Source organism: Lentzea fradiae (assembly GCF_900100955.1).
GTDB classification, from domain to species: Bacteria; Actinomycetota; Actinomycetes; order Mycobacteriales; family Pseudonocardiaceae; genus Lentzea; species Lentzea fradiae.
The window spans coordinates 1-23,282 of the sequence record NZ_FNCC01000004.1 but is presented as its reverse complement, the minus strand read 5'-3'; the positions used below and the strand labels follow the sequence as shown (position 1 = coordinate 23,282).

The 23,282-nt window shown below is 66.7% G+C and carries 24 protein-coding genes, 1 tRNA gene and 1 pseudogene; 16 read left to right on the top strand and 10 right to left on the bottom strand.

Features of this window, described 5'->3' with window-relative positions:
- Positions 1-19 precede the first annotated feature (19 nt).
- Positions 20-280: a Prokaryotic metallothionein gene (locus BLT23_RS09825; protein WP_090047959.1), complete on the bottom strand. Its 261-nt coding sequence runs from the start codon at positions 278-280 to the stop codon at positions 20-22.
- A 117-nt stretch (positions 281-397) separates the two neighbouring features.
- A tRNA-Arg gene (locus tag BLT23_RS09820) sits at positions 398-471 on the bottom strand.
- Positions 472-577: 106 nt separating this feature from the next.
- Here BLT23_RS09820 and BLT23_RS09815 point away from each other — a divergent pair.
- Entirely contained in the window at positions 578-1,684 is a 1,107-nt protein-coding gene (locus BLT23_RS09815) for a J domain-containing protein (protein ID WP_090047955.1), read from the top strand.
- A 115-nt stretch (positions 1,685-1,799) separates the two neighbouring features.
- On the opposite strand, the pseudogene BLT23_RS09810 reads toward BLT23_RS09815, so the two are convergent.
- Positions 1,800-2,021: pseudogene (locus BLT23_RS09810) on the bottom strand (sigma factor-like helix-turn-helix DNA-binding protein); the annotation flags it as partial.
- A 479-nt stretch (positions 2,022-2,500) separates the two neighbouring features.
- Between BLT23_RS09810 and BLT23_RS09805 the strand changes: the two are divergent.
- Together BLT23_RS09805 and BLT23_RS09800 are read left to right on the top strand one after the other, a co-directional pair.
- Entirely contained in the window at positions 2,501-3,343 is an 843-nt protein-coding gene (locus BLT23_RS09805) for a type IV toxin-antitoxin system AbiEi family antitoxin domain-containing protein (protein ID WP_090047950.1), read from the top strand.
- Positions 3,340-4,284, top strand: a complete 945-nt coding sequence (locus tag BLT23_RS09800; RefSeq protein WP_090047947.1) for a nucleotidyl transferase AbiEii/AbiGii toxin family protein — start codon at positions 3,340-3,342, stop codon at positions 4,282-4,284. The genes BLT23_RS09805 and BLT23_RS09800 overlap by 4 nt, the downstream gene beginning before the upstream one ends.
- A gap of 127 nt (positions 4,285-4,411) precedes the next feature.
- On the opposite strand, the gene BLT23_RS09795 is transcribed toward BLT23_RS09800, so the two are convergent.
- Both BLT23_RS09795 and BLT23_RS09790 read right to left on the bottom strand, forming a co-directional pair.
- Positions 4,412-5,170 (bottom strand): hypothetical protein, encoded by a 759-nt coding sequence (locus tag BLT23_RS09795; RefSeq protein WP_218133708.1) that lies wholly within the window; start codon positions 5,168-5,170, stop codon positions 4,412-4,414.
- Entirely contained in the window at positions 5,170-5,433 is a 264-nt protein-coding gene (locus BLT23_RS09790) for a hypothetical protein (protein ID WP_090047941.1), read from the bottom strand. The genes BLT23_RS09795 and BLT23_RS09790 overlap by 1 nt, the downstream gene beginning before the upstream one ends.
- Before the next feature lie 261 nt (positions 5,434-5,694).
- On the opposite strand from BLT23_RS09790, the gene BLT23_RS09785 reads away from it, so the two are divergent.
- A complete protein-coding gene (locus tag BLT23_RS09785) occupies positions 5,695-7,287 on the top strand; it encodes a recombinase family protein (RefSeq protein ID WP_245743865.1) in 1,593 nt (530 codons plus the stop codon).
- Between the two features lie 352 nt (positions 7,288-7,639).
- Positions 7,640-8,197, top strand: coding sequence for an NUDIX hydrolase (locus BLT23_RS09780; protein WP_090047935.1), 558 nt, complete (start codon positions 7,640-7,642; stop codon positions 8,195-8,197).
- On the opposite strand, the gene BLT23_RS09775 is transcribed toward BLT23_RS09780, so the two are convergent.
- Positions 8,171-9,409 carry a helix-turn-helix domain-containing protein gene (locus BLT23_RS09775; protein WP_245743864.1) on the bottom strand — a complete coding sequence of 413 codons (1,239 nt, stop codon included), beginning with the start codon at positions 9,407-9,409 and terminating at the stop codon, positions 8,171-8,173. The two genes, BLT23_RS09780 and BLT23_RS09775, sit on opposite strands and share 27 nt — an antisense overlap.
- A 310-nt stretch (positions 9,410-9,719) precedes the next feature.
- Between BLT23_RS09775 and BLT23_RS09770 the strand changes: the two genes are divergently transcribed.
- From BLT23_RS09770 to BLT23_RS09765, 3 genes are all read left to right on the top strand, one after another.
- Positions 9,720-10,028 (top strand): hypothetical protein, encoded by a 309-nt coding sequence (locus tag BLT23_RS09770; protein WP_090047933.1) that lies wholly within the window; start codon positions 9,720-9,722, stop codon positions 10,026-10,028.
- Positions 10,029-10,635: 607 nt separating this feature from the next.
- Positions 10,636-10,791, top strand: a complete 156-nt coding sequence (locus tag BLT23_RS40625) for a hypothetical protein (RefSeq protein ID WP_176946673.1) — start codon at positions 10,636-10,638, stop codon at positions 10,789-10,791.
- Entirely contained in the window at positions 10,791-12,176 is a 1,386-nt protein-coding gene (locus BLT23_RS09765) for a replication initiator (protein ID WP_090048527.1), read from the top strand. The genes BLT23_RS40625 and BLT23_RS09765 overlap by 1 nt, the downstream gene beginning before the upstream one ends.
- A 488-nt stretch (positions 12,177-12,664) precedes the next feature.
- Here the strand turns inward: BLT23_RS09765 and BLT23_RS39930 are convergent, their stop codons facing one another.
- Positions 12,665-13,399, bottom strand: coding sequence for a hypothetical protein (locus BLT23_RS39930; protein WP_143035880.1), 735 nt, complete (start codon positions 13,397-13,399; stop codon positions 12,665-12,667).
- 529 nt (positions 13,400-13,928) lie between these two features.
- On the opposite strand from BLT23_RS39930, the gene BLT23_RS09755 reads away from it, so the two are divergent.
- The 7 genes from BLT23_RS09755 (at position 13,929) to BLT23_RS09725 (ending at position 19,153) form a co-directional block, all read left to right on the top strand.
- Positions 13,929-14,459 (top strand): HhH-GPD-type base excision DNA repair protein, encoded by a 531-nt coding sequence (locus BLT23_RS09755; protein WP_425434373.1) that lies wholly within the window; start codon positions 13,929-13,931, stop codon positions 14,457-14,459.
- Between the two features lie 42 nt (positions 14,460-14,501).
- Positions 14,502-15,887, top strand: a complete 1,386-nt coding sequence (locus BLT23_RS09750; RefSeq protein WP_218133659.1) for a serine/threonine-protein kinase — start codon at positions 14,502-14,504, stop codon at positions 15,885-15,887.
- Between the two features lie 109 nt (positions 15,888-15,996).
- Positions 15,997-16,707 (top strand): ABC transporter permease, encoded by a 711-nt coding sequence (locus BLT23_RS09745; protein WP_245743738.1) that lies wholly within the window; start codon positions 15,997-15,999, stop codon positions 16,705-16,707.
- Positions 16,700-17,497 (top strand): ABC transporter permease, encoded by a 798-nt coding sequence (locus BLT23_RS09740; RefSeq protein WP_090046779.1) that lies wholly within the window; start codon positions 16,700-16,702, stop codon positions 17,495-17,497. The genes BLT23_RS09745 and BLT23_RS09740 overlap by 8 nt, the downstream gene beginning before the upstream one ends.
- On the top strand, positions 17,494-18,474 hold the full coding sequence (locus tag BLT23_RS09735; protein ID WP_090046777.1) for an ABC transporter ATP-binding protein: 981 nt from the start codon (positions 17,494-17,496) through the stop codon (positions 18,472-18,474). The genes BLT23_RS09740 and BLT23_RS09735 overlap by 4 nt, the downstream gene beginning before the upstream one ends.
- Before the next feature lie 41 nt (positions 18,475-18,515).
- On the top strand, positions 18,516-18,863 hold the full coding sequence (locus tag BLT23_RS09730; protein ID WP_090046776.1) for a hypothetical protein: 348 nt from the start codon (positions 18,516-18,518) through the stop codon (positions 18,861-18,863).
- A 98-nt stretch (positions 18,864-18,961) separates the two neighbouring features.
- Positions 18,962-19,153 carry a DUF1918 domain-containing protein gene (locus BLT23_RS09725; protein ID WP_090046774.1) on the top strand — a complete coding sequence of 64 codons (192 nt, stop codon included), beginning with the start codon at positions 18,962-18,964 and terminating at the stop codon, positions 19,151-19,153.
- Here the strand turns inward: BLT23_RS09725 and BLT23_RS09720 are convergent.
- Positions 19,150-19,965 carry an inositol monophosphatase family protein gene (locus BLT23_RS09720; RefSeq protein WP_090046951.1) on the bottom strand — a complete coding sequence of 272 codons (816 nt, stop codon included), beginning with the start codon at positions 19,963-19,965 and terminating at the stop codon, positions 19,150-19,152. The genes BLT23_RS09725 and BLT23_RS09720 overlap by 4 nt on opposite strands.
- A 44-nt stretch (positions 19,966-20,009) precedes the next feature.
- Positions 20,010-20,990 carry a malate dehydrogenase gene (locus tag BLT23_RS09715; protein ID WP_090046772.1) on the bottom strand — a complete coding sequence of 327 codons (981 nt, stop codon included), beginning with the start codon at positions 20,988-20,990 and terminating at the stop codon, positions 20,010-20,012.
- A 92-nt stretch (positions 20,991-21,082) separates the two neighbouring features.
- Here BLT23_RS09715 and BLT23_RS09710 point away from each other — a divergent pair, with 92 nt between their 5' ends.
- The gene (locus tag BLT23_RS09710; protein WP_425434357.1) at positions 21,083-21,682 is read left to right on the top strand and encodes a pentapeptide repeat-containing protein; all 600 of its coding nucleotides are present in this window, start codon (positions 21,083-21,085) and stop codon (positions 21,680-21,682) included.
- A gap of 36 nt (positions 21,683-21,718) precedes the next feature.
- Here the strand turns inward: BLT23_RS09710 and BLT23_RS09705 are convergent.
- A partial coding sequence (locus BLT23_RS09705) for a TNT domain-containing protein (protein ID WP_143035879.1) occupies positions 21,719-23,282 on the bottom strand: 1,564 nt, incomplete at its 5' end.

Here is a 23,282-nt window from a genome sequence, read left to right as displayed (position 1 = left end):
AGAGGAACTCCACCTCACGTCAGCTCGGATGCGCGCCGACCGTGTCGCGGATCTGGGCGCCCAGGCCGGACGAGCCCATCCGCGCGCAGTGGGCGCAGCAGTAGAACTGCCCCTCCACCTCCACCCCGTGCCCGATCACCCGGCAGTCGCAATGCTCGCAACGCGGCGCGAGCCGCTGGATCGCGCACTCGAAGCTGTCGAAGGTGTGCACGTCACCGCTGACCGTGCGCACCTCGAAGGCCATCCAGTACTCGTTTCCGCAAACGTCACAGGTCGCCATGCGCCGACAGTGCGGCAGACCAGCCGGGTCGGCAACTCGAACTTCCGTCCACAGTGGACCAGGTCGAACCGCGCACGCCCCGTCCGCACGAGGGAAGGAGGAACCCGGGAAGCAGAGCGGGACCGGCCGGATTCGAACCGGCGTTCTCCCTCCACGCAGGAGGGCGCGTCGACCACTGCGCTACAGGCCCCTTCGTGACCGCGTGCTCCACACTAGTCGGCGAAACGCGGGCCGTATGCCCGGCGAAAGTGTTGGACCCAATAAGGTTCGTGCATCAACCTCGGACTGGACGGTGTCGTGCCAGGGATCGACTACTACGAGTTGCTCGGCGTCAGCCGGGGCGCCAGCGCCGCGGAGATCAAGTCGGCCTACCGCTCCCTCGTCAAGGTCATGCACCCCGACGCGGGTGGGACGTCCGGCGGCTTCCGCCTGCTCCAGGAGGCGTACGAGACGCTGAAGGACCCGGTCCGCCGAGCCGACTACGACCGCCCGGCACCGACCGTCGTCCGCCCCGCGACCCGCCCCCGACCTCGCCGAACGGGCCAGACGGGTCGCCTGCGCGACTTCGGCGACGACCCCAACTACCGAGCGCCACGCCCCCGCGTCGACCTCGGCTCGATGGAGTGGTGGAACCGCATCGACCTGGGCGCCCGCGTCCGCTACGTCCCCGTCACTGGCCTGGGCCACGCCCCCGCGGCAGCCGCGATCGGCGGCTGGTTCGTCCTCCTGCTGCCCCTCACGATGCCCCTGTCCCCCCTCCTGCTGGCCGTCTGGCTACCACTGGTGGCGGCCGCCGGTTACGGAGCGTTCCGACTCGTCCGCCGCTACACCACCCTGGCCCGAGCCGAACGGGCGTTCGCGGGCGAGTACGACGGGAACACCATCTTCGGCCGTCCGGGTGAAAACAGACGCGAACGGCTGACCGCCGGTCTCCTCACCGAGTACCTCACGCAGTTACCCGGAGTGCGCGTCTTCCACGGCCTCGCCTGGCCGGGCTCCGTCTTCACCGACATCGACCACGCCGTCCTCTGCGGCCGCCGCCTGGTCCTCATCGAGTCCAAGTCCTGGCTGCCAGGCCACTACTACTGCGACGAGGACGGCGAACTCTGGCGCAACGGCCACCCGTTCCGCGGCGGCGGCACCCAACTCCTCGACGGCGTCGAACGCTTCGCCGAGATCCTCCCGTGGCTCGAAGTCCGCGGCGCCCTGATCGTCTACCCGTCCCGAGCCGGCGAGATCACCTGCGACGACGACCTCGACTTCGACGTGCCGCCGATGACGCCCGAGCAGTTCGTGCGGGAGATCGGCGACTGGCTGGCGGAGGACCCGGCGACGGTGGACCGGGAGGCGCTGCGGGTGCTGGTGCGGCAGGTCGTGTCGGAGGTCCGGGTGGCAGGCGCCTGACCAGCCACCCCAGTCACCTTGACGCGCGTCGTGTCACGACAGCCGCGTACCCGCTCGGCGACCTTCCCCGCCCAAGCCGGAGCAGACTGAAACGCATCGTTCCCAGGCACTACCGCTACACCGGCCGTCCCGAGACCTTCAGCAGGTCGCGAAGCTTCTGCAGGGCACGATGCTGGGCGACGCGAACCGCTCCCGGCGTCATCGACAGCAGTTCCGCCGTCTCGACGGCGGACAGGCCGACCACCAGTCTGCACACCAGGATCTCGCGCTGAGTCTCACCGAGGTTTCCCAACAGCTCGTGCAGGTTCCGCAGCGACTCCGCCCGTAGCGCACTCTGCTCGGGTCCTCCTCCTTCGTCGCGGCCTCGTCAGCAGCTCTTCGGTCGCCTGGCGGTTCCCGCGCACGGCGTCCGCGGCAAGGGCGTCGAGCATGAAGTCGTAGATTGCAGGCATCAGCGGGAGACGCGCAGGGCGCCGCAGCACGGGTTCACGCGCTCCTCGCCGATTTCGGTCCTTCACATCCGCGGAGAAGCGAGCTTCGCGCGATGCTGAGCCGGTTCACGGGTTGACGCGTGCTCTGGCCGGGTCAGCCCTTCCACCGGTCAACCTCCACCGTTCTCACGCGCCGTGTTCCAGCTCAGCCGCACCCACGTGGAACCAGACATCTCTGCTTGAAAGCGCGAGCGGGTACAGCATCGTCCTGCATTGGTCGAGCAGAACGACACGGCGGGCTTGGGCCACACCACAGGATGATCCTATGCAGCGTTTGCTACACCTATGATGTAACAAACGCTGATTCAGGTGTAGCGTTCGTGACATGAAACGGGTCGAGGCTCTTCAAGTCGTGGGCGAGATCGCCGCCGACCAGTGGGGCCTGTTCACCACCCAGCAGGCGGACGCGGCAGGGGTGAACCGCACAACTCTGACCAGACTCGTTTCGGCAGGCATCGTCGACCACGTGGCACGCGGCGTCCATCTCGTGGTCGCGGCGGGAACGCCGAACCACCTCGAAGAGAAGTCGGCCTGGCTTCGCCTTGCCCCATCACGCCGCGCCTGGGAGCGAGACGCCGCCGACCAGGACAACGGGGTCCTCTCCCATCGCACCGCTTGCGTTCTGCACGAGCTCGGCGACATACCCGCACCCCAGGTCGAGATGACCGTGCCACGGAGACGAACCACCCGGGTCCCCGGGATTCGGCTGCATCGCGGCGATCTGGCACGTCACGAGATCACAACGACCCACGACGGTCTGCCGGTGACCACGGTCGAACGCACCATCAAAGACCTTCTCGTCGCTCGAGTGGACGGGGGTCACCTGGGCGGAGTCCTCAACGACGCACTGCTTCGCCGACTGGTGGACGTACGACGTCTTCTGGCAGTCCTGGCCGACTGCGCTCCCGCATACGGCATCGACAGGAACGACGGGCTCCGCCTGCTCCAGCACCTGCTGCACCAAGCGGGAGCGGACTCCGCGTTCGACGGCCGTTCAGCGGTGGCGATGACCGGTGAACCCGGCCTTGAGGCAACAGCGACAGTCCAAGCGATCGCTACCCAACTGGCCGGCTTGGACACGGCACAACTCCGGAAGGTACGAGCGGCCGTGAACGCGGCGATCGGCGAACCGGACGAGAACAACCCGACGCCGGAGACCGAACGATGAGCTACGCGTCGCCTCAGGCACTGAGCCGCGCGCTCCGGGATCGCGCCAAACGCGAGGCCGCGAACGCAGGCGCACGTCCCGGTGATCTGCTCAGCAGGTTCTACTTCGAGCGACTCCTGACCAGGGTCTTCCGCCACGATCCCGACGGCTGGCTCCTCAAGGGCGGCCAGGCGATGCTGGTGCGCTACCGCGATGTCCGCCACAGCCGGGACATCGATCTGTGCCGCTCGCACGCGACCGATCTGAAGGAAGCGGTGGCGGCGATCCGCGCTGCCGCAGCCGTCGACCTGGGCGACTTCGTCAGGTACGACTACCGAGGACGCACCGAGATGACGGAGAACCGTCCCACCGTACGCGTCTCGTTCAACATCCTGGTAGGACCGCGGACGGAGGGCACCGTCAGCATGGACCTGGTTGTTCACTCGCTCCTGCACGGGACGCCTGAACTGCGAAGGCTTCAGCCATCGGTCCCCGTCGACTGGCCTGACGACTGGCCACTGGTCAGGCTCTACCCGCTGATCGCCCACGTGGCGGACAAGGTGTGCGCACTGTATGAGAAGCACAACGGAAGGTGCTCCACGAGGTATCGCGATCTCGTGGACCTCGTGCTCATCGCTCTGCGCGAGTCCGTTCCTGGCCGAGAACTACAGGTCGCGATCAGGCACGAGTGCCAGAGACGACGTGATGCAGGCACTGATCTCGAACTGCCCGATGTGTTCGTCGTTCCGGAACCGGCGTCCTGGAGCGTCGGCTACGAACGTGAAGCCGTCACGCTCGACGCATTGACGGCGTATCGGACGCTGGCGCACGCCTCCGAACTCATGACGCTGTTCCTCAGCCCGGTCCTGTCGGTATCGGACCCAGGTCGGTGGAATGCCTCCGAGCTGCGATGGAACCCTGCCCCAGGAGGGCTCGCCGGACGACACCCGGCTGGTCCGTGACACCATTCCCACATGGCCCGCACGGTGTGCCTCGCACAGAACCCCGAAGCCGACGCGCTCCTGGCAGAAGACCGGTTCGCCCTGCTCTTGGGAATGTTGCTGGATCAGCACACTGCTTGATGTATGACTAGCTGTTCTCTCCAAGCAACTGAGCGGCAGCCTGTGGGTCCATCATGTTCGAGTAGATCTGCTCACCGGGACGAAGCGCCCGGTCCGGCATCGCGAACTCCGGATACCAGCCGTCCCTGTCACAGCCAGGAACCAGGTCCAGGGCGATGGCCACGAAGTTGTCAGGCACCGAGCCAGTGATCCAGACAGCCACATAGGTGCCCGTGTCCTCGACGCCTCGCACGAGCACCCCGATTTCCGCACCGGCGATCTCGTCGGAGTGCTCGTGTCCGTCGAGCAGCGACGCACACACCAGGCGTCGCACCGTTTCCCGCATGGCCCGCAACAGCCGAACAGCCGCCTCGGCGCGATACCGGTCCTGGTCGTCCTCGCACACCAACCATTGGCCGCAGTACGTCGACGATTTCAGAGGCGGACTGTTCTCCGCGTTGTACCTCGCACGAGCGGCGACGGCGGCAGTCGCAAGAGCTTCGTAGAAGTCGTCTCGACTCCCCGCTTCCCTGACTCCGGCCATCACCATCCAACTGGGATCGCCCCCCCCCTCGACAACCGCCCCTCGCCACCGCTGGACCTTGACCTTGAACGCGACCACGTCATCGATCGAACGGATTCGTTCCCGCGGACCCGTTGGCTGGGCGAACTGCTCGTTCGCCTTCCTGACCAACGGATGATCGATCTCGTCGAGCGGCACGTCGAGCGACGGCAGGTCAAGGCCCAGGTCTTCTCGAAGGCAGCGAATGGTGGGACGAACGGCCATCAGGACTCTCGGACCCCGCCCAGTTCGTCGAGGCGTTCCTTCGACATGCCGGTCAACGCGGCCACCTGACCGGCCTGCGTTCCATCGAGCGCCGCCATTGTGCGCTGCAGTGCGGCACTGATCTCTTCGCGCCTCGCGCTCAGGTACTCGCGAACAGCCGCGGCCAACAGGTCTTTCTGGGACATGTGCAGCGCGGTAGCGCCATGCGCGATCAAAGCGTGTGTTTCTTGATCAACCTTGACAGGGGAAGACTGAACGGTCACGACACACCTCCGGTACCCAAGGCTACTCCGGTACCAAAGCAAGTCAAACCGCACTCATGAGGCGAACGGCGGCGGTCCCACGGAAGCGGCATCGACCATCTCGCCATGCGATGCTCTCGCCATGACCCGCACGGTGTGCCTCGCGCAGAACCCCGAAGCCGACGCGCTCCTGACAGAAGACCGGTTTGCCCTGCTCCTGGGAATGTTGCTGGATCAGCACACTGCCTAGTGTATGACTAGCATATGGGTCCATCTGACCGAGTGCGACGCGCCCATTGGGGCGACTTCGAAGGGCTGAACCTGGCGGGTCTCGTCCGCCTGTCGTTCGAGCTGGGGCGGGACGATCCTTCCGCCAACGTCCGCCGCCTTCCCTTGACCGGCAAGGACATCAAGGGTCGCGAGGAGCAGGAGAAGGACTGCCGCGCGTACGTGGAGTCCCGCCGCGGAACGTACATCCACACCTACATGGAGCCGGACACCTCCGCCTGGAAACGCAAGCGCGTGCAGCTTCCGGACGGCTCCTACGCCTATCGAGTCGTGCGTCCGATCTTCGAAGGCGCTCTGGAGGACCTGAAGCGCGGCACGACCCCGAACGGCGACCGCCTTGACGGACTGATCGTCTACGACATCGACCGACTCACCCGCGACAACCGGCACCTCGAAGACGCCATCGAAGTCGTCGAGCACTTCGGCCGTCCGATCATGGACATCACCGGCACCCTCGATCTCCTCACGGACAACGGCCGGACAGTGGCACGGATCGTCGTCGCCACCAACAACAAGCAGTCCGCCGACACCGCACGTCGCGTGCGTCGCAAGCACCGGGCGTTGGAACTGGCCGGCATTCCCACCGGAGGTCGACGCCCGTTCGGCTGGCACGCGGACAAGCGGACCCTGAACCCGGCAGAGGCCGAAGTGATCAGGGAGACCGCGCAGCGAATCCTTCAAGGCGCTCCCCTGTCCGCGATCGTCAACGACTGGAACGACCGGGGCATTCTGACCCCGTTGGGCAACAAGTGGACGAACCAGACGGTCAAGACGGTCTTCCGGAACCCTCGGATCTGCGGATACCGGTCACGCAATGTTCGCGAGATCAACCCACAGACCGGCACGGAGTCGTTCCGCGTCGAGATCGTTCGTGACGACGCCGGAGAGCCTGTCATCGGCCAGTTCGAGGCGATCCTCAGCGTCGACGAGTGGGATGCGGTCACGGCCGTCATCGGCAACCACGCGATCGCAGGACGTGGCAAGAACACCCGCACCTATCTGCTCACCGGCACCCTTCGATGCGGCAAGGACGACTGTGGCTGCAAACTTCGCGCCTTGAAGGCTCACGCGTCCCGCGTGAAGGACCCCAACCGGTTCTATTACACCTGCGAGGCCAAGAACAAAGGCGGTTGCGGCGGAGGCGTCAGCATCCCTGGCCAGGAGACCGACGCGTGGGTGACGGCCGCCGTGATCCGTAAGTACGAGATGGAAGCTCAGCGGCGCGAGGCCCAGACGACGCCGGAGCCTTGGCCGCAGGAAGGCGAGCTTGCCGAGGTTCGCGAGGACCTACGGGAGCTGAGCGCGGCTCGTAAGGAGCGGCGGATCTCAGCCAACCGCTACTTCGCGATGCTGCCCGAGCTTGAGCAGCAGGAACGGGAACTACTCGCCGACCGCGAACGCTGGCTGGCCAAGACCGCCACGGCGGGCACGAGCTTGGCGACGATTCGCGACGACTGGGACGGCTATCCCCTGGCGCAAAAGCGTGCATACATCGAAGAGGCACTGGCGGCCGTCATAGTGCACCCATCAAACGGCCGGAGAGGATTTCACCCCGAACGCATCGAACTTGTCTGGCGCGAGGCATAGCTGGAAGCTCATCTCGCCTGGTCCAGATCAACCACTTGATACTGCGCATCGCCTTGATGCCGCGCTTGATCTTCTTGCGCATACGCTTCACACCTTTCTTGATACTCTTCACTTGCTTCTTCAGGTTCCTGAATCCGAAAAAGTGAAAGAACAGCGAGAGTCCAAGAAACGCCGTCAGAGACGGAAGACTGGTGACGCAGCCGCCAAAATCGGAGTCGAACCAAGCGCTGGACCCAGACCACACGAGATGAGCCGACTATGGAGTTGATCAGGCGATTTTAGCGCTCCTAGCTTCCAGTGCGGAAGACCGAGTGCGCACCCTCTTGCATTGAGTGGGGTAGCGTTCGATGGCGTGGCAGCGGGAGAAGGTTCAGTCGAGTCGACGCGTTGGACGATCCACGAAGAACGGCTTGTGGACGACACCCGCAAGCTCAACGTCAGCATCGCGCACGTGGAACTGCCGGACGGCGTGCAGTTCGAGCAGTGGGTCCTCCGGATGCCCAAGGCCGTCATGACTCTGGTCTTGGACGACGCCCGCGAGAACGTGCTGATGATCTACCGGCACCGGTGGATCATGGACCGCTGGACCTGGGAACTTCCTGGCGGCTACCTGGACCCCGACGAGGACCCAGCCGCCTGCGCCGAGCGCGAAGCGATCGAGGAGACAGGCTGGAAGCCACGCAGCGTCCGTCTGCTGACCAAGTTCCAGCCTCTCACCGGCACTGCGGACTTCGAGAACCTGATCTACGTCGCCGAAGGCGCAGAAGACACCGGCCAACAGGCTGACATCAACGAAGCCGAGCGCGTGGCCTGGATTCCGCTGTCCTCGATCAAAGACATGATCGCCAACGGTGAGATCATCGGGGCAGCCGCCCAGGTCGGACTACTGCACGTCCTGGCGTTCGGATAGCTCGATCCCAACGGCAGCCATCTCCGCGTAGAGCGCCTGAACCGCAGGCTCAGCGTGGAATGGCTGGAGCCGCCGAGCCACGTCCTTCAGGTACGCCAGAGTGCGGACGGAGTGCATGTTCCCCGCCATGCGCAGAGCGCTGGTGCCCGCTGCGCAGGCTTCCTCAACGCGCCGTTGGTCAGCCAGGATCGAAGCGAGCAAGGCCGTGTTGAACAGCCGTCCTCGGTCGTACCCCTCGGTCATCTCCAACGAGCGCCGTGCGAACCGCTCAGCTTCGTCGGACCGTCCAAGGTCCCGGAAGCAGTGCGCGAACTTCGCTGCCATGTACGCGGCGTCGAAGTACCGCAGCCATTCCGGAACGTCGGAGCCTGCCGACGAGAACGAAGCCTCCGCATCCCTAAGCGCCGCAAGGCATCCCTTGGCATCACGGCGAAGCGCGAGGCCGTGAGCCTCCATCACCGCGGACTCAGCCATGAGCGCGGAGATCCCCGTCCGGCCGGCGTTGTCACGAGCGGCTCGGGCCAGGTCGACGGCCACAAGAGGTGACCGGACGAAGGCCGCGTGATGGCTCATGCCAGCCAGCATCTCAGCGGCGAGGGCATCGTCACCGACGTCTTGGCATAGCTGGAGAGCCTGCCGCAGATGCTTACGTCCGGCGCTGGCGTCGCCGACGTCGTACGCCATCCAACCGGCGAGCTGGTTGAGTTCCGCGACCGCTCCGAACAGCTCCCGCCGTACACCCTCTCTGAACCGGCCCGCCCGCAACAGCGGCACGGCTTCGCCGACGAGGTAGTGACTGACCGTGGCACGGGCGTGTCCACCGCCGAAGCGGTTGTCGAGCTGCCGGAACGTCCGGGTCATCGCTCGCAGAGTCTCGACGTCAGCTGTGCAAACGATCCGCTCAACGATCTCCGGTGACGGCGCGCTGAACCAGCCGAAGCCGTTTCCAGTGGACATCTCCGAAGCAGGCTGCACGTCGTGTTCGGTGAACCGAAACCACAGCAGCGCTTCCGGAATACGGAGTGCCTGCGCCCACTGCTCAAGCTTGCTCAGGTCTTGAAGAGGTTCAACGGACCGTTCCAGGCGGCTGATCTGCCCCTGCGTGAGCCCGAACCAGCGTCCGATCTTCGCCTGGGTCAGAACAGGGTCGTGCTCTTTCCGATACGCCTCGATCACGTGGCCGAAGTGCCTGGACCGCAGAGCTTTGCGCAATCGCGGACGATCCCAGAACTCGGCAGGCTTGGCAGGCGCGCGGAAGGCGTGGACATCCCGACGGACGCAGGGCGCACACAGATTCTCGCGGTTGTCACTCGCCAACCGCGCTCCGCATCCCTGGCACTGCCGAGGCGCGTTCCGTCCGCTCATCACCACCCCTGACCTGCGACTGAACCCGAGTGTAACCACACGAGCACCCGCTGACGTGCGGATATGAGCGAACTGGATATCTCAGTCACCTGTGTCGTTGGTTCGTCGCCTCAGTGCGCCGATTGTCGTCTCAGGACGACTCGACAGGAGGCACGAGATGGGGTTCTACGTACTGGCTCGCCCCGAGGAGGGGGCATTTTCAGCGCTGGTCGAGCACATGCCCGGTTCGCCGTCGCTCATCGCCGCAATTGGCGATTCTCAACTTGCCGTGCAGACCCCGGACGGGCCGGATGGCCCGAAGCTCGCCGCCCAGTTCGCCTGGGGTCTGGCCAAGGCGGCTACCGAGTTCGCGGCCAGGTGCGAGGAACTGCACCAGGAGGCCACCAACACGGCGACCGGAACATTCGCACCGGTGAGCGAAGGCGAGATGGCCCGCTGGAGTGCTGCCGTCGGACGTGCCGAGTGAACCGATGGACGTCGGAGCTGGTGGCGCTCTTCTGTTGCTTGGCGGTCTTGCTGCTGGCTCGGGTGGCGTGTTCGCGCGCGAACAGATCAGCGCAGCGCCGAGTGCCCTCGCTGAAGCAATCCAAGTCGTCGTCGTGTGCATCGTGTGGTTTTGCGTCGCTCTGTACGCGATTGCCTGCGGGCTCGCAGCGGCGTGGCGACGTCGGGGAGCCCGTCAACGAGCCCGCCGAGTCGCGGCCGAGCTCGCCAACTCAGTCGCCGCGATTCAACGCCGCCTTGCGGACGAGTACGACGACTGACCGAACACCGGCCGCCGCCTGACGGCCGTCTGATCAAACTCAGCGGAGCCGCGACGCAGTTCGCGAGCACGTGCGACAACTCAACACAGCGCAGAACCTATACATACAAACAAAACTTGAGGCTACGGCCTGCGGAGTGGCACATCATCCCCTGACGAGAGCAGCACGAGGGCCGAGCCCTCTGGGGTGTCACAGAAGACCGCAACCACCACACAAACACTCCCTTTCACCAACACAAGTAGGGGTAGATCCCCGCGCTTCCTGTGTTGACGCGTCGTGGTTCCACGACCGTGAAAGGGAGTGTTTCTTGTGGGGCCATCGCCCGACGAGATGTGGGAGTGGGCCGAGCAGCAAGCAGCAGCCGTGCCCGCCTGGAGCGACGAACGCTGGCAGCGAGTCAACGCGATCTTCGGCATCCGGATCGCCGACGAACGACACAGCCAGCCTCAGCAGGAGGCCGCGTGATGAGCGGCCACGAGATCAACCTGCCACCCGAGTTCGTGTCGCTGGCGAAGGGTGCCGCCAACAAGCAGGACTTCCACCGCTGGAAAGAGATGGTCGCCAGCACGCGCGGTTGCTCCGCGCCGATCCGTCTGGTCGGCTCGTCCACCACGGTCGACGCTGCGACCGGCGAAATACTCAGCACCTACACGACGTGGGACGAGCCGAACGAGTACCTGCTGACCGCGTGCGGCAACCGACGCGCAAGCCGGTGCGAGGCATGTTCCCAGGTCTACGCCGATGACACGTTCCACCTGATCAGGTCAGGGCTTGCCGGAGGTCGAGACGTTCCGGCCTCCGTCGCATCGCACCCACGGGTGTTCGCCACGTTCACCGCGCCGTCATTCGGGCCTGTACACGCTCGGGTCGTGGACGCGACCGGTGCCGTTCGTCCATGTCACCCACGCCGTGAAGGCCCCTCGTGTCGCAGTAAGCATCAGGAGGATGATCCCGTACTCGGACAGGCCGTTGATCCAGACAGCTACGACTATGTCGGAGCGGTGCTGTGGAACAACCGTGCTGGCGAGCTGTGGCACACGTTCGCCGTGTACCTACGCCGGCACTTGGCCGAGGCACTCGGAGTTTCGCGCTCGAAACTCTCGAAGGTCGTGCGGGTTGAGTACGCCAAGGTCGCCGAGTACCAGGCGCGCGGCCTGGTGCACTTCCATGCCGTGATTCGGCTTGACGGTACGTCCGGACCGGGTGAGCCACCACCGTTCGGTGTGGACGCTGAGATGTTGTGCGACGCGATCAACAGTGCCGCCCGATCTGCGCGAGTCAGCGTGCCGGGGTTCGCACAGACGATCCGTTGGGGCAAGCAACTCGACATCAGGCCGATCGAACACGACGGCGACGGCTGGACCGACGCGAAGGTGGCGAGGTACATCGCCAAGTACGCCACCAAGGGAGCCGAAGCCGCGGGGACCGTTGATCGACAGATCAGGAGCGTTGGTCACCTGCGCCGCGTTCGCGGGTTGTCGATGCACGCGCGCCGGATGATCGAGACGTGTTGGGAGCTGGGCGGACACGAGGACCATGCGTATCTGAAGCTGCGGGAGTGGGCGCACATGCTCGGGTATGGCGGGCACTTCTCGACCAAGAGCCGCCGCTACTCCACGACGCTCGGGACCATGCGGAGTGATCGGGTGCGATTCCGCGCTGATCTTGCTCGCGAGCTTGCTGGGCTCGATCCGCTTCCGGCTGATCAGCAGATCGTTCGCGTCGGTGACTGGGCTGTTGCTGGTGTCGGCTACACCAACTCGGGCGAGGAGTCGTGGGCCGAGCTGATTCGTGAGCAGCATCGGTACAAGCCTGTCGCGCGGCCAGCCGACCCGGACTCGGCTGCTTGACGGTGGTTCAAAGTTTCTTCTCCCTGTTCAAGGCGCTGGCTTCGCCAGCGCAGGCGCCCTCCTGTTCTGTCCACATCCCCGCCCGCTGCGCGCGGCCTCCGGCCGTGCTCGGGACGGGGCGCGGACAGGGAGGGCGCCCATTGGCGGCAGCACATTGAGAAGAAGCTGACCAACGATGTGCACCAGGCCGTGACGATCGCCGACGTGGCTGATCGGTCGAGCTGGGCACGGCGATCGACGCCACGCCACCGCTCCGCGCCGTCGCGCCAACGGGTCAGACAGCCCGCGAATATCGGGACATATTTCCCACCACAAGCCCAAACCAAACATTGCACTATGTCCGCAAACGCGCGCAGCTCTAGCAGCACCCATGCCTGCCGACGAATCTCCAATTGGATCACAGATGCAACTAGGTCAGATTAACCGCGAGAGTCTACGACTTCAAAGTGGCAACAGATCACAGCAAGGCCGAACGAAGGAAACACTCATCACAAACCTGCCTTATCCTCTAGCCGCGAAACCAGGTCCGCAGCTCGAAGTCGAGCAGCCAGAAGATCGGTGACCGAGAAGTTAGGAATGGCATCATGAACGATAGCGTTGCGCACGGCAAGCGTCTCCGCAAAGCGCCGCACGTCATCATCACTCCATACTCCCTCATCCACCAAATGATCCAAAAGACGACGCAGGGGAATCTGTCGTCCGGACATCTCCTTATCTGGCTGCACAATCCTACGAGCCAGCGACTCCACGAGCGCTACCTGCTGGACCAACATCGCAGATTCGAAATGAGCTCGACGAGCATCGTCCTCTGCCTTGCCCCGCTGCCTCGCGGCGAGTAGCGCACTAAAGAGCATGGCAACAGCAGCGAGAACTGCCCCAGCAATGGCCGCATAGGCCGCCAGCGCATCGGGAGAAGTAATCAAACTCGGCAAGAAATTGACAATTACTCCGAGACCCAATCCTCCAACCACGGAGGCAACCAGGAACACAATATCCCGACGCGACCTAGTCAACTTAGAACTATTTCGCTGCTGCTCAGAGCGTCGGATAGCTCGAACAATTTCTTCGCGACCCACACGATACTCCGTGACTCCACGCGGAGAATCGACATGCGCAAGAACACCGGCACGAACATCCTCCACATATCGAGACAGTTCGCCTTTCGCGGCATCCGTGAGCACGATTTCTGTCGCTCTACCCTGCCTCGCCCGGGCCTTTTTCACAGTCGCCTCCAAAGCACGAAAGCATTACTAGCAAGCGCGACCACGAAAAGTGCGATAAACGCCACCCACTGAAGCCCGCTATTCAAATAGCTTCCCATAGCGCCAGTACCGAGGGCGGCAGAAAAAGCAAATGTCAGCGCCGCAATAGACCCTTTTGACCTGGGCGCCTGTTCCAGCAATACCCTACTGGACCGCAGGACTTCATAGGCTTGCACTACATGAGAAGTGGTTACCTCTCGCGAGCCGAGACTTCGCGCCCTGGAACCAAACTCGGCGCGATAAGTCTCCTCAGCCAACTCTTCCACATATGTCAGTATGTATTTCCTAAATTGACCGTTGGCAGAATCAGTTGCGTCGTCAAGGCTGAACCGAGCGACATCATTCGGCAACACCGAAGTAGATTCATCCGTAGCACCCAGCGCTCTAGATCGAGCTACAGGGCCACCACCTGTCGACTCAGCCCGCAACACTCACCGCCATCACCTATGAACTATCACCTGAGAGTCAGATCTTTGCGCTAAGTACACAGATACTGATCCCCGCGACTGTCGACAATGTTACAAACATACATTCAACGATGTGTTGCGATCAACAAATCCCGATGGAGAAGGCGTTCTCCGGCCCGAAGGTGATCGCCGACCGCATGGACGGCCTCGACGTGCACCGCATCGCCGAGACCGACCCGGAAGCCTTCGCAGCGATCATGGCCACCCCACCGGCGGTGCACCGCTTCCCCGGCTCGATGGCCAAGCGCGTCCAAGCGCTCGCCCAGTACGTCGCAGAGCACTACGACGGCGACGTCACGAAGATCTGGAGCAGCGGTGACAGTGCCGTGGTCCTCAAGCGGCTCAAGGCGCTGCCCGGGTTCGGCGACCAGAAAGCGAGGATCTTCCTGGCGTTGCTCGGCAAGCAGTTCGGCATCCAGCCCGACGGATGGCGGGAGGCCGCCGGGAGCTACGGCGACGAAGGCAGCCGGCGCAGTGTCGCGGACGTGACGGACCAGAAGTCGCTGCTGGAGGTGCGCGACTTCAAGAAGGCCGCCAAAGCGGCGAAGAAGTAGCGCGAGACGGGATTGTCGGGGTGCGCGACTAGGCTGCCGCGCGTGACCGCACCTCACATCCCCGGCCTGTCGGACCTGAGACCCTTGGGCGCGGGTGGGTTCGCCACCGTCTACCGCGCCCATCAGGCACAGTTGCACCGCGACGTCGCGGTGAAGATCGACAACCGGGTGCTCGTCGACGAGCGGGACCGGCACCGGTTCCTGCGGGAGGCTCGGGCCGCGGCCAAGTTGTCGGGGCATCCTCACGTGGTCGGGGTGCACGACGCGAACATCACGCCGTGGGGCACGCCCTACATCGTCATGGAGCTGTGCACGGGCGGGTCGCTCGCCGACCAGCTCGACCGGCAGGGGCCGTTGCACCCGGAACGGGTGCGGGAGCTGGGGATCCGGCTCGCGGACGCGCTCGCTACCGCTCATTCGGAGGGGGTTCTGCACCGGGACATCAAGCCCGGCAACATCCTCGTCGACCGGTACGGCACGCCCAAGCTCGCCGACTTCGGGCTCGCGGCGCTGCTGGACGCTCAGGGTGGCAGCACGGTCACGCGGGACGCCCTGAGCCCCAGTTACGCACCGCCGGAGGCATTCGCGATGGCGGAGCCGACGCCGCAGGCGGACGTGTACTCGCTCGCCGCGACGCTCTACACGTTGCTCGCCGGCAAGCCGCCGCGGCCGGTGCCGTGGCCCGTCAGCAGTTTCGACCAGCTCGGCGAGATCCTGCGCCGTCCCGTGACGGCCGTCGACGGGGTGCCGCCGGCTCTGCACGAGGCGCTGGCCAGGGCGCTGCACCCGGACGCGAACCTGCGGACGGCCAGTGCGGCGCAGCTGCGGGACGAGCTGAGCGACCCGATGCGGCAGCCGACGGTGCCGGTCGGCGCGCAGGTCAAGCGCACGCGGTGGCCGGTGCTCGCCGCGGCGGCGGGGGTGGTCGTCGCGCTCGCCGCAGGCGTGGTCGCGTGGAACTCCTTCGGTGACGAGAAGGCGGCCGCGCAGGGGCCGGGGGCCGCCACGACCACGACCGCGCAGCCGGGTGGCGCGGAGGACGTGCCGCCGTTCCTCAAGAAGTGCGACGGCGGGTTCTGCATCGACAAGTCGACGTGCTTCCGCGGGATCAACAGCATCGGTGGCGAGGCAGCCACGGCGCGGAAGGTCGGCAGCTGTGCGGACGAGCACTACTGGGAGGCGTTCGGAGGGGGCTGGCTCTCGGGGGAGATCCCGGCGGTCGACTCGGACGAGCTGGCGGCGTCGGCCGAGGTGAAGGGCGTCTGCACGACCGAGGCGATGAAGGCGAACACGCGGGCGTCGGTCGACACGACCGGGTGGGAGATCACCGCGGTCGGGTTCAAGGACGGCACCCGCAGCTACTTCCTCTGCCTGGCCTCGGAGCCCGGTGTGGGTGAAGTGGTGACCAGCGCGTTCGGCAGCTCGTGAAATCCACTTGCGACGGTCACTAACGTAGGTCGGCGTGCGTGTTCACGCCGATCTGATCATTGCCGGGTTCCGGAGATATTCGACCTACCGACAAGCGATGCTCGCCGGGATGACCACGAACGTGGTCTTCGGCCTGCTGCGGGTCGCCGTTCTCGCCGCCGCTCTGCGGGCGGCGAACGGCGAGATCGCGGACTACGACATCGCTGCCACCAACACGTTCGTCTGGATCGGGCAGGGGCTGCTCGGGTTCGTCCTGTTGTGGGGGACCAACGAGCTCGCCGAGCGCGTGCGATCCGGTGACGTCGTCGTGGACCTGTACCGGCCGTGGCACCTGCAGAGCGCGTTGCTCGCGCAGGACGCCGGCAGGGCCGGGTTCGCGTTCTTGACCAGGCTGGCGCCGCCGATGGTGTTCGGCATGGCGCTGTTCCCGTTCCAGTTCCCCGCCACGGCGTTGCAGTGGCCGTTGTTCCTGCTGAGTGCGGTGCTCGCGCTGGTCGTCAGCTTCGCGTTCCGGTTCCTCATCGACGTCAGCGCGTTCTGGCTGCTCGACAACCGGGGCCTGTACGGGTTCTGGAACATCACCTCCGGGGTGCTGTGCGGCCTCACGGTGCCTGTCGCGTTCTTCCCGGACTGGGCGAGGGACGTGCTGTGGCTGACGCCGTTCCCGGCGTTGCTGCAGGCGCCGATCGACGTGTTCCTCGGGCACGGCAGCGCGCCGGGAATCCTGCTGTACCAGGTGTTCTGGGCCGCGGCCATGCTCGGGCTCGGCCACCTGGCGTTGCAGCGGGCCGTGCGCAGGGTGGTGGTGCAGGGTGGCTGACCTCGTCTACGCCAGGCTGGTCGGCGCACGTCTGCGCAGCCAGCTGGTCTACCGCGCGTCGTTCACGATCGACTTCCTCACGCAGATCATCGCCCAGTGCACCGAACTGGTGGTCATCCTCGTCCTGTTCGACCGGATCGACGCGCTCGGCGGCTTCACCCGCGACGAGGTGGTGCTGATGTACGCGTTCGCGGGTGCGGCGTTCGGGGTCGCGGACCTCTTCGCGGGGCAGCTCGACAACCTGCCGACCTACATCCGCACCGGGAGTTTCGACGTGCTGCTGATGCGCCCGCTCGGGACGTTGCCGCAGATCATGTGCACCGACATCCGGTTGCGCCGGATCGGCAGGATCGCGGGGGCGCTGGGCGCGATGGGGTACGCGCTGGCGCACGTCACCGTCGAGTGGACTCCGGCGAAGGTGGTGCTGGCCGTGCTGACACCGGTCGCGGGCGCGGTCATCTTCAGCGCGGTGTGGGTGGTGGCCTGCTCGGTCTGCTTCTGGATCGTCGAGGGCCGCGAGTTCGCCAACGCCGTCACCTACGGCGGCAACTCCTTCACGTCGTACCCGATCAACGTCTACTCACGGCCGCTGCGCTGGCTGATGGCGTTCGTCGTGCCGGGTGCGTTCGTGGCGTACTACCCGAGCCTCACGTTGCTCGGGAAGCAGGACCCGCTCGGCTTTCCCGGCTGGACGGGGTGGACGTCGCCGCTCGTCGCGGTCCTCGCGGCGGGTGTCGCGGGGCTCGTCTGGCGGTTCGCGGTCAGGCACTACCGGGGTACGGGATCATGATCGAGGTCAGGGAGCTCCGCAGGGAGTTCAAGGTCGCCACGTCGAAGGGCCTGCGGCGCAGGTACAAGACCGTCACCGCGGTCGACGACGTCACGTTCGGCGTCGAGGCGGGTGAGGCCGTCGGGTACGTCGGGCCGAACGGCGCCGGCAAGTCCACGACGATCAAGATGCTGACCGGCATCCTCGTGCCCACCAGCGGCCACGTCCGGGTGAACGGCGTGGATCCGTCACGGCAGCGGCGCGACCTGGCGCGGCGCATCGGCGTCGTGTTCGGCCAGCGCAGCCAGCTCTGGTGGGACCTGCCGCTGCGGGACAGCTTCGACCTGCTGCGGTCCATCTACCGGGTGCCCGCCGCGGACCACCGGGACCGGCTCGACGAGTGCGTCGAGCTGCTGGGGCTGCGGGGGTTCCTCGCCACGCCGGTGCGGCAGCTGTCGCTGGGGCAGCGGATGCGCGGCGAGATCACGGCGGCCCTGCTGCACGCTCCGGAGCTGCTGGTCCTCGACGAGCCGACGATCGGACTGGACCTGGAGTCGAAGGAACGGCTCAGGGAGTTCCTCGCGGACATCAACGCCCGCCGCGGCACGACGTTGCTGCTGACCACGCACGACCTCGACGACATCGAACGGCTCTGCCCGCGGCTGATGGTGATCGACCACGGCCGGGTGCTCGCGGACGGCCCGCTCGACGAGCTGCGCGCCGAGGTCACGCCGGAGCGGGAGCTGGTCATCGACCTCAGGGAACCCGGACCGCCGCCGGACGTCCCAGGAGTGACGGCGGTGCGCAGCGAGGCGAACGGGCTGCGCCACCACCTCACGTTCCGGAGGGTGGAGACGACGGCGGCGCAGCTGATCACCCGCGTGGTGAGCCGGGTGGAGGTGCACGACCTCGCCGTGGTGGAGCCCCAGATCGACGACGTCATCCGGAAGCTCTACCAACGCCAGGCCGGACAGGCTCGTGCGTCGGTAGAGTCGTGAACAACGAGAACAACCGGACACTTCGGGCAGAGGGAGAGCGAATGCGCCTACTGGGACCGCTGGCGGCGGCCGTCATCGCGTTGGGCAGCCTGACGGCCTGCGACACGATCCAGGACGTCAGCAACACCGCGGACAAGGTCAAGCTGTGCGCCGACGCGATCCAGCTGGTGGGCTTCTCGCCGGACCTCAGCGACCCGCAGAAGGCCCTGGAGGACACCCAGGCGAAGGCGAAGGAGCTCGAGAACCTCGCGAACTCCTCGCCGGACGAGCAGGTGAAGCAGGCACTCGAGGAAGCGGCCAACGGCATGCAGAACGTCGGCTCCGCCGCGGACTGGGTGGCGCAGAAGGCCGACCTCGTCGCGAAGGTGTCCTCGGCTTGCGGCGGATGAGCCCTTGAGCCCTGTTGCGCTCCTCCGGTGGAGGCTTAGGCTTTGTCGCATCTCGATGCACCCTGCCTCACGCCGCACACCGGAGGTGTCGCAGCACCATGCAAGCAACAGTGGGTGACAGGCTCCACGTCCACAGCCGCTCCATCGGGCTCGAGGAGCGGCTGGGCGAAATCCTCGAAGTGCGCGGGTCCGACGGGCACCCGCCGTACCTGGTGCGGTTCAACGACGGTCACGAGGGCCTGGTGTTCCCCGGTCCCGACTGCATCGTCGAGCCGCGCGGTTCCGTCTAGGCGTCCAGCACGGTCGCGATGAGCTCCTCGGCCAGCTGAGGAGTCGCTGCCGCCACGCCCGACCACCGGTGGGTCAGGTCGGGGCCGAAGGTGAACGGCCGCCCGTGCAGGTCGACCAACACCCCGCCCGCGGCGGGGACGGTGACGAGCGCCGTCGCCAGGTCCATGATCCGGTGCGTGTCGCTGCCCGGATCGATGAAGGCGTCCACCGCGCCCTCCGCGACCAGCATGGTCTCCAGGCAGGTCGTGCACAGCACGCGGATGCGGCCGGCGCGGTTCGCGATGCGCAGCCACGCGTCCTGAGTGCCTCGCTTGGGGCGCATCATGCACACGGCCGCGCCGTCGAGCGACGTGCGTCCGGTGGTGCGGAACGCCGTGGGCACCCCTGCGCGCGCATGCCACGCGCGGCCCGTGTCGAACCACGTCGTGAGGGCTTCCTTCGCCGTGCCGTCCTCGACGAGCGCACCGGCGAAACACGAAAGAGGGACCCCGAAAGCGGCGTTCGCTGACCCGTCGACCGGGTCGATGACGAGGGTGACCGAGGAGCCGTTGTCGACGAACCCGGCTTCCTCGGACAACAGGTTCACGCGACTGCGGTGGATGGACTCCAGAATCGCGTCCTCGACGATGCGGTCCACGCGCATCGTCGGTGTTCCGTCCGCGCCGTCCGCGACTTCCTCGCGGAGCTCCAGGCGCGTGTGCAGAGCGCGAGCCCGCCCGTACGCCGCCGACGCCGCACGGGCGGCGTCGGCGAGCGCGGGGTGCACGTCGTCGGAGAGCTGTGGCTGGGGAACGTCCCAAGGAATCAGCACGTTCCCCACACTCTCACGATTCGCGGACCGGGCCACGGGCGAACTCAGATGAGGCCGAGCTCCTTGACCGCGTCGCGCTCCTCGACCAGCTCGGCCACGGAGGCGTCGATGCGGGCGCGGGAGAACTCGTCGATCTCCAGGCCCTGGATGATCTCGTACGAGCCGTTGGAGGTGCGCACGGGGAACGAGGAGATGATGCCCTCGGGCACGCCGTACGAACCGTCGGACGGGACGGCCATCGAGGTCCACTCGGTGCCGTTGACCCAGTCGTAGACGTGGTCGATGGCGGCGTTGGCGGCCGACGCGGCGGACGACGCGCCACGGGCCTCGATGATGGCCGCACCGCGCTTCGCGACGGTCGGGATGAAGTCGTTCTCCAGCCACGCCTGGTCGTTCACGGCCTCGGCGGCGGTCTTGCCACCCACCTTGGCGCGGAACAGGTCCGGGTACTGGGTGGCCGAGTGGTTGCCCCAGATCGTCATGTTCTCGATGTCGGTGACCGCGACGCCCAGCTTCTTCGCGAGCTGCGAGAGGGCGCGGTTGTGGTCCAGGCGCGTCATCGCGGTGAAGCGCTCGCGCGGGACGTCCGGCGCGTGCTGCTGGGCGATGAGGGCGTTGGTGTTGGCCGGGTTGCCGACCACGAGCACCTTCACGTCGTCCGCGGCGCCGGCGTTGATCGCCTCGCCCTGCGGCTTGAAGATGCCGCCGTTGGCCTCGAGCAGGTCGCCGCGCTCCATGCCCTTGGTGCGGGGGCGGGCGCCGACGAGCAGGGCCACGTTCACGCCGTCGAACGCGGTCTTCGCGTCGTCGGTGATCGTGATGCCCTTGAGCAGCGGGAAGGCGCAGTCGTCGAGCTCCATCGCGGTGCCCTCTGCGGCCTTCAGCGCCGGCGTGATCTCCAGCAGGCGCAGGTTGACCGGGGTGTCCGGGCCGAGCAGGTGGCCGGAAGCGATGCGGAAGAGCAGTGCGTAGCCGATCTGGCCGGCCGCACCGGTGACAGTGACGTTCACGGGCGTGCGGGTCATGAGCCTTCCCGAATGACGGTCCTCGTTGACGTCGGGCGGGTCGCCCGGCGTCCCGCACGTTACCAACACCGGCACTCTGCGAGAGTGTGAGAGTGGACAACCTGCTCGAAGAGGTCGGGGAGGACTACTCCGACGCCAACCTGCCTTCTCAACACTGGGAAAAACGCTCTTTCACCGACTGCGACTTCACCGAGGCCGATCTTCGCGAACTCGTCACGACGGGGTGCACGTTCACCCGGTGCGACTTCACCCGGACGGATCTCGGCGAGTCGGCGCACCACGCGACGGCGTTCCGGCAGTGCACCTTCGACCGCACCGTGCTGACCCGGTCGTCGTTCACGTCGTGCAGCCTGCTGGGGTCGAACTTCGTCGACTGCGTGCTGCGGCCCGTCACGTTCACCGAGGTGGACTTCACCCTGGCGTCGTTCGTGAAGGCGCCGCTGCACGGGCTGAAGCTCGGCGGGCAGCGGTTCCGCGAGACGAACCTGTCCGAGGCCGACCTGCGCAAGACCGACCTGAGCGGCGCGGACCTGACGGGCGCGCGGCTGCTCGACGCCAAGCTCGACGGGGCGGACCTGCGCGGGGCGCGGATCGACGCGAACGGGCTCCGGCAGGCCAAGCTCGCCGGAGCCCTGATCGACATCGACACGGCGATCGCGTTCGCCGCCGCCCACGGGCTGGTGGTGTCGTGAGACCGGCTCCGCCCGCGCACGGGCGGAGCCGCACGACTAGTTGTCGGACGAGCCCGTGATCTCCACGAGCACGCCGTCCGCGACCATCTCCTCGATCGCCTTCGGCAGCAGGTAGGCGGTGCCGCCGCCCGGCTGCTCGAACCACGGCACGGCCACTCCGGTCAGCACCTCGAGCGGGCGGCGCAACCGGTACACGCGGTACGGGCGGTTGATCCACGACGGCACGAGGCTGCGTTCCGGGAACGGCGTGCCCGCCACGTAGACGAGGTTGCCGCTCTGGTCGCCGTAGCGGTCGATCTCGGTGCCCGCCGGCAGCTCGAACATCTGCTTGTGGCGGAACAACGTCAGCGGCGGCTCACCCGGCAGCGGCGAGATCGGGAACTTCCGCTTCGAGGGCTCCTCCTGCGCCACGGCCGCGGGGGCCGACGGGACCTGCTGCACCTGAGTCGGTGCCGCCGCCGGCTGACCCTGCGGGGGCAGCGGCGGGCGCTGCGGCGGAGCGGGACGGCGCGGTTCCTCGCGGAAGCCGTTGCTCATCGGCCGCGCCGGCACCGGGTGCTGCCCGGGAGGCGGCGGCGGAGTCTGGGGCAACGGGGTCTGCGGCAACGGCGTCTGCGGCAACGGGGTCTGCGGCAGCTGGGCCTGCGGCACCGGCGCCTGCAGCTGCGCGGGCAGCGGGTTCTGCGGCTTCAGGGCCTGGGGCGGCAGCGGCTGGCGCTGAATCGTGCGGAAGTTGCCCAGCACGAGCCTGCCGATCAGGTACGCCGACGCGTCCTCGACCTTGTCGAACCGCACCGGGTTCTTCGGGGTCTGGTCGAACCAGCACACCTCCCAGCTGTCGCCGTCGAGGCGCAGCGTCCAGGTGCGGTCGGCGGGCTCGCCGATGCGGTACACGCCGTGCGGCACGCTCAGGTCGTCCAGCGCGCGGCGGGTGCCCGCCAGCTCGCGGTCCTCCTCCGGCGTGACCTGCCGCGGCGGCTTCACCGGTTCGGGCTCGGGCTCGGGTTCCGGCTCCGGCTCGGGTTCGGGCTCCGGTTCCGGCTCGTCCTGGAAGAGCGCGGCGTCGAACTGGGTCGTCTCCTCGACGGGGGCGGGCGCGGGCACGGCGGCCGGCGCCGCCTCGCGGGCGGGCTCCCGCTCGGGCTCGTCCGCGAAGTGCGAGTCGAGCTGCGCGTCGAACCGGGACTCCTGCTCGGCGTCGGGCTCCGCCTCCTGCTCGTCCTCGAACCGCGGCTCGAACGACGTCGTCGACTCGATCTCGTCCTCGGGCGCCAGGTCGGGCTCGTCGTCGGAGACGGAGACGACCGGGTGCTCCTCGGTGACCTCGGCGGGGCTCTGCGGCGGCTCGTCGAGGACGGGGCTCCAGGCCATCGTGTCCTGCAGGGCGTCGCGCGGACGGTCCTCGGTGTCGGCGGCGAGGTGGTCCGTGCGCTCCTCCTGGCGCTGGTGCGTGAGGAGGATCGGCTCGTCGGGGCCCGCGGTGGGGATGTCCCGCTCCTCGGGGACCTCCACGACCGGGCGGTCGTCCTCGGCGACCGGCTCCTCCCGCGTCTGCGCGACCGGTTCCGGCTCCTCGAAGTCCTCCGGGTGCGGGGCGAAG

Bases quoted from the DNA above. Each gene is read 5' to 3' on its own strand.
- BLT23_RS09825 (WP_090047959.1), bottom strand. From the start codon at position 280: ATGGCGACCTGTGACGTTTGCGGAAACGAGTACTGGATGGCCTTCGAG.
- BLT23_RS09805 (WP_090047950.1), top strand. From the start codon at position 2,501: ATGAAACGGGTCGAGGCTCTTCAAGTCGTGGGCGAGATCGCCGCCGAC.
- BLT23_RS09800 (WP_090047947.1), top strand. From the start codon at position 3,340: ATGAGCTACGCGTCGCCTCAGGCACTGAGCCGCGCGCTCCGGGATCGC.
- BLT23_RS09795 (WP_218133708.1), bottom strand. From the start codon at position 5,170: ATGGCCGTTCGTCCCACCATTCGCTGCCTTCGAGAAGACCTGGGCCTT.
- BLT23_RS09770 (WP_090047933.1), top strand. From the start codon at position 9,720: ATGGGGTTCTACGTACTGGCTCGCCCCGAGGAGGGGGCATTTTCAGCG.
- BLT23_RS09765 (WP_090048527.1), top strand. From the start codon at position 10,791: ATGAGCGGCCACGAGATCAACCTGCCACCCGAGTTCGTGTCGCTGGCG.
- BLT23_RS09745 (WP_245743738.1), top strand. From the start codon at position 15,997: ATGACCACGAACGTGGTCTTCGGCCTGCTGCGGGTCGCCGTTCTCGCC.
- BLT23_RS09735 (WP_090046777.1), top strand. From the start codon at position 17,494: ATGATCGAGGTCAGGGAGCTCCGCAGGGAGTTCAAGGTCGCCACGTCG.
- BLT23_RS09730 (WP_090046776.1), top strand. From the start codon at position 18,516: ATGCGCCTACTGGGACCGCTGGCGGCGGCCGTCATCGCGTTGGGCAGC.
- BLT23_RS09725 (WP_090046774.1), top strand. From the start codon at position 18,962: ATGCAAGCAACAGTGGGTGACAGGCTCCACGTCCACAGCCGCTCCATC.
- BLT23_RS09715 (WP_090046772.1), bottom strand. From the start codon at position 20,990: ATGACCCGCACGCCCGTGAACGTCACTGTCACCGGTGCGGCCGGCCAG.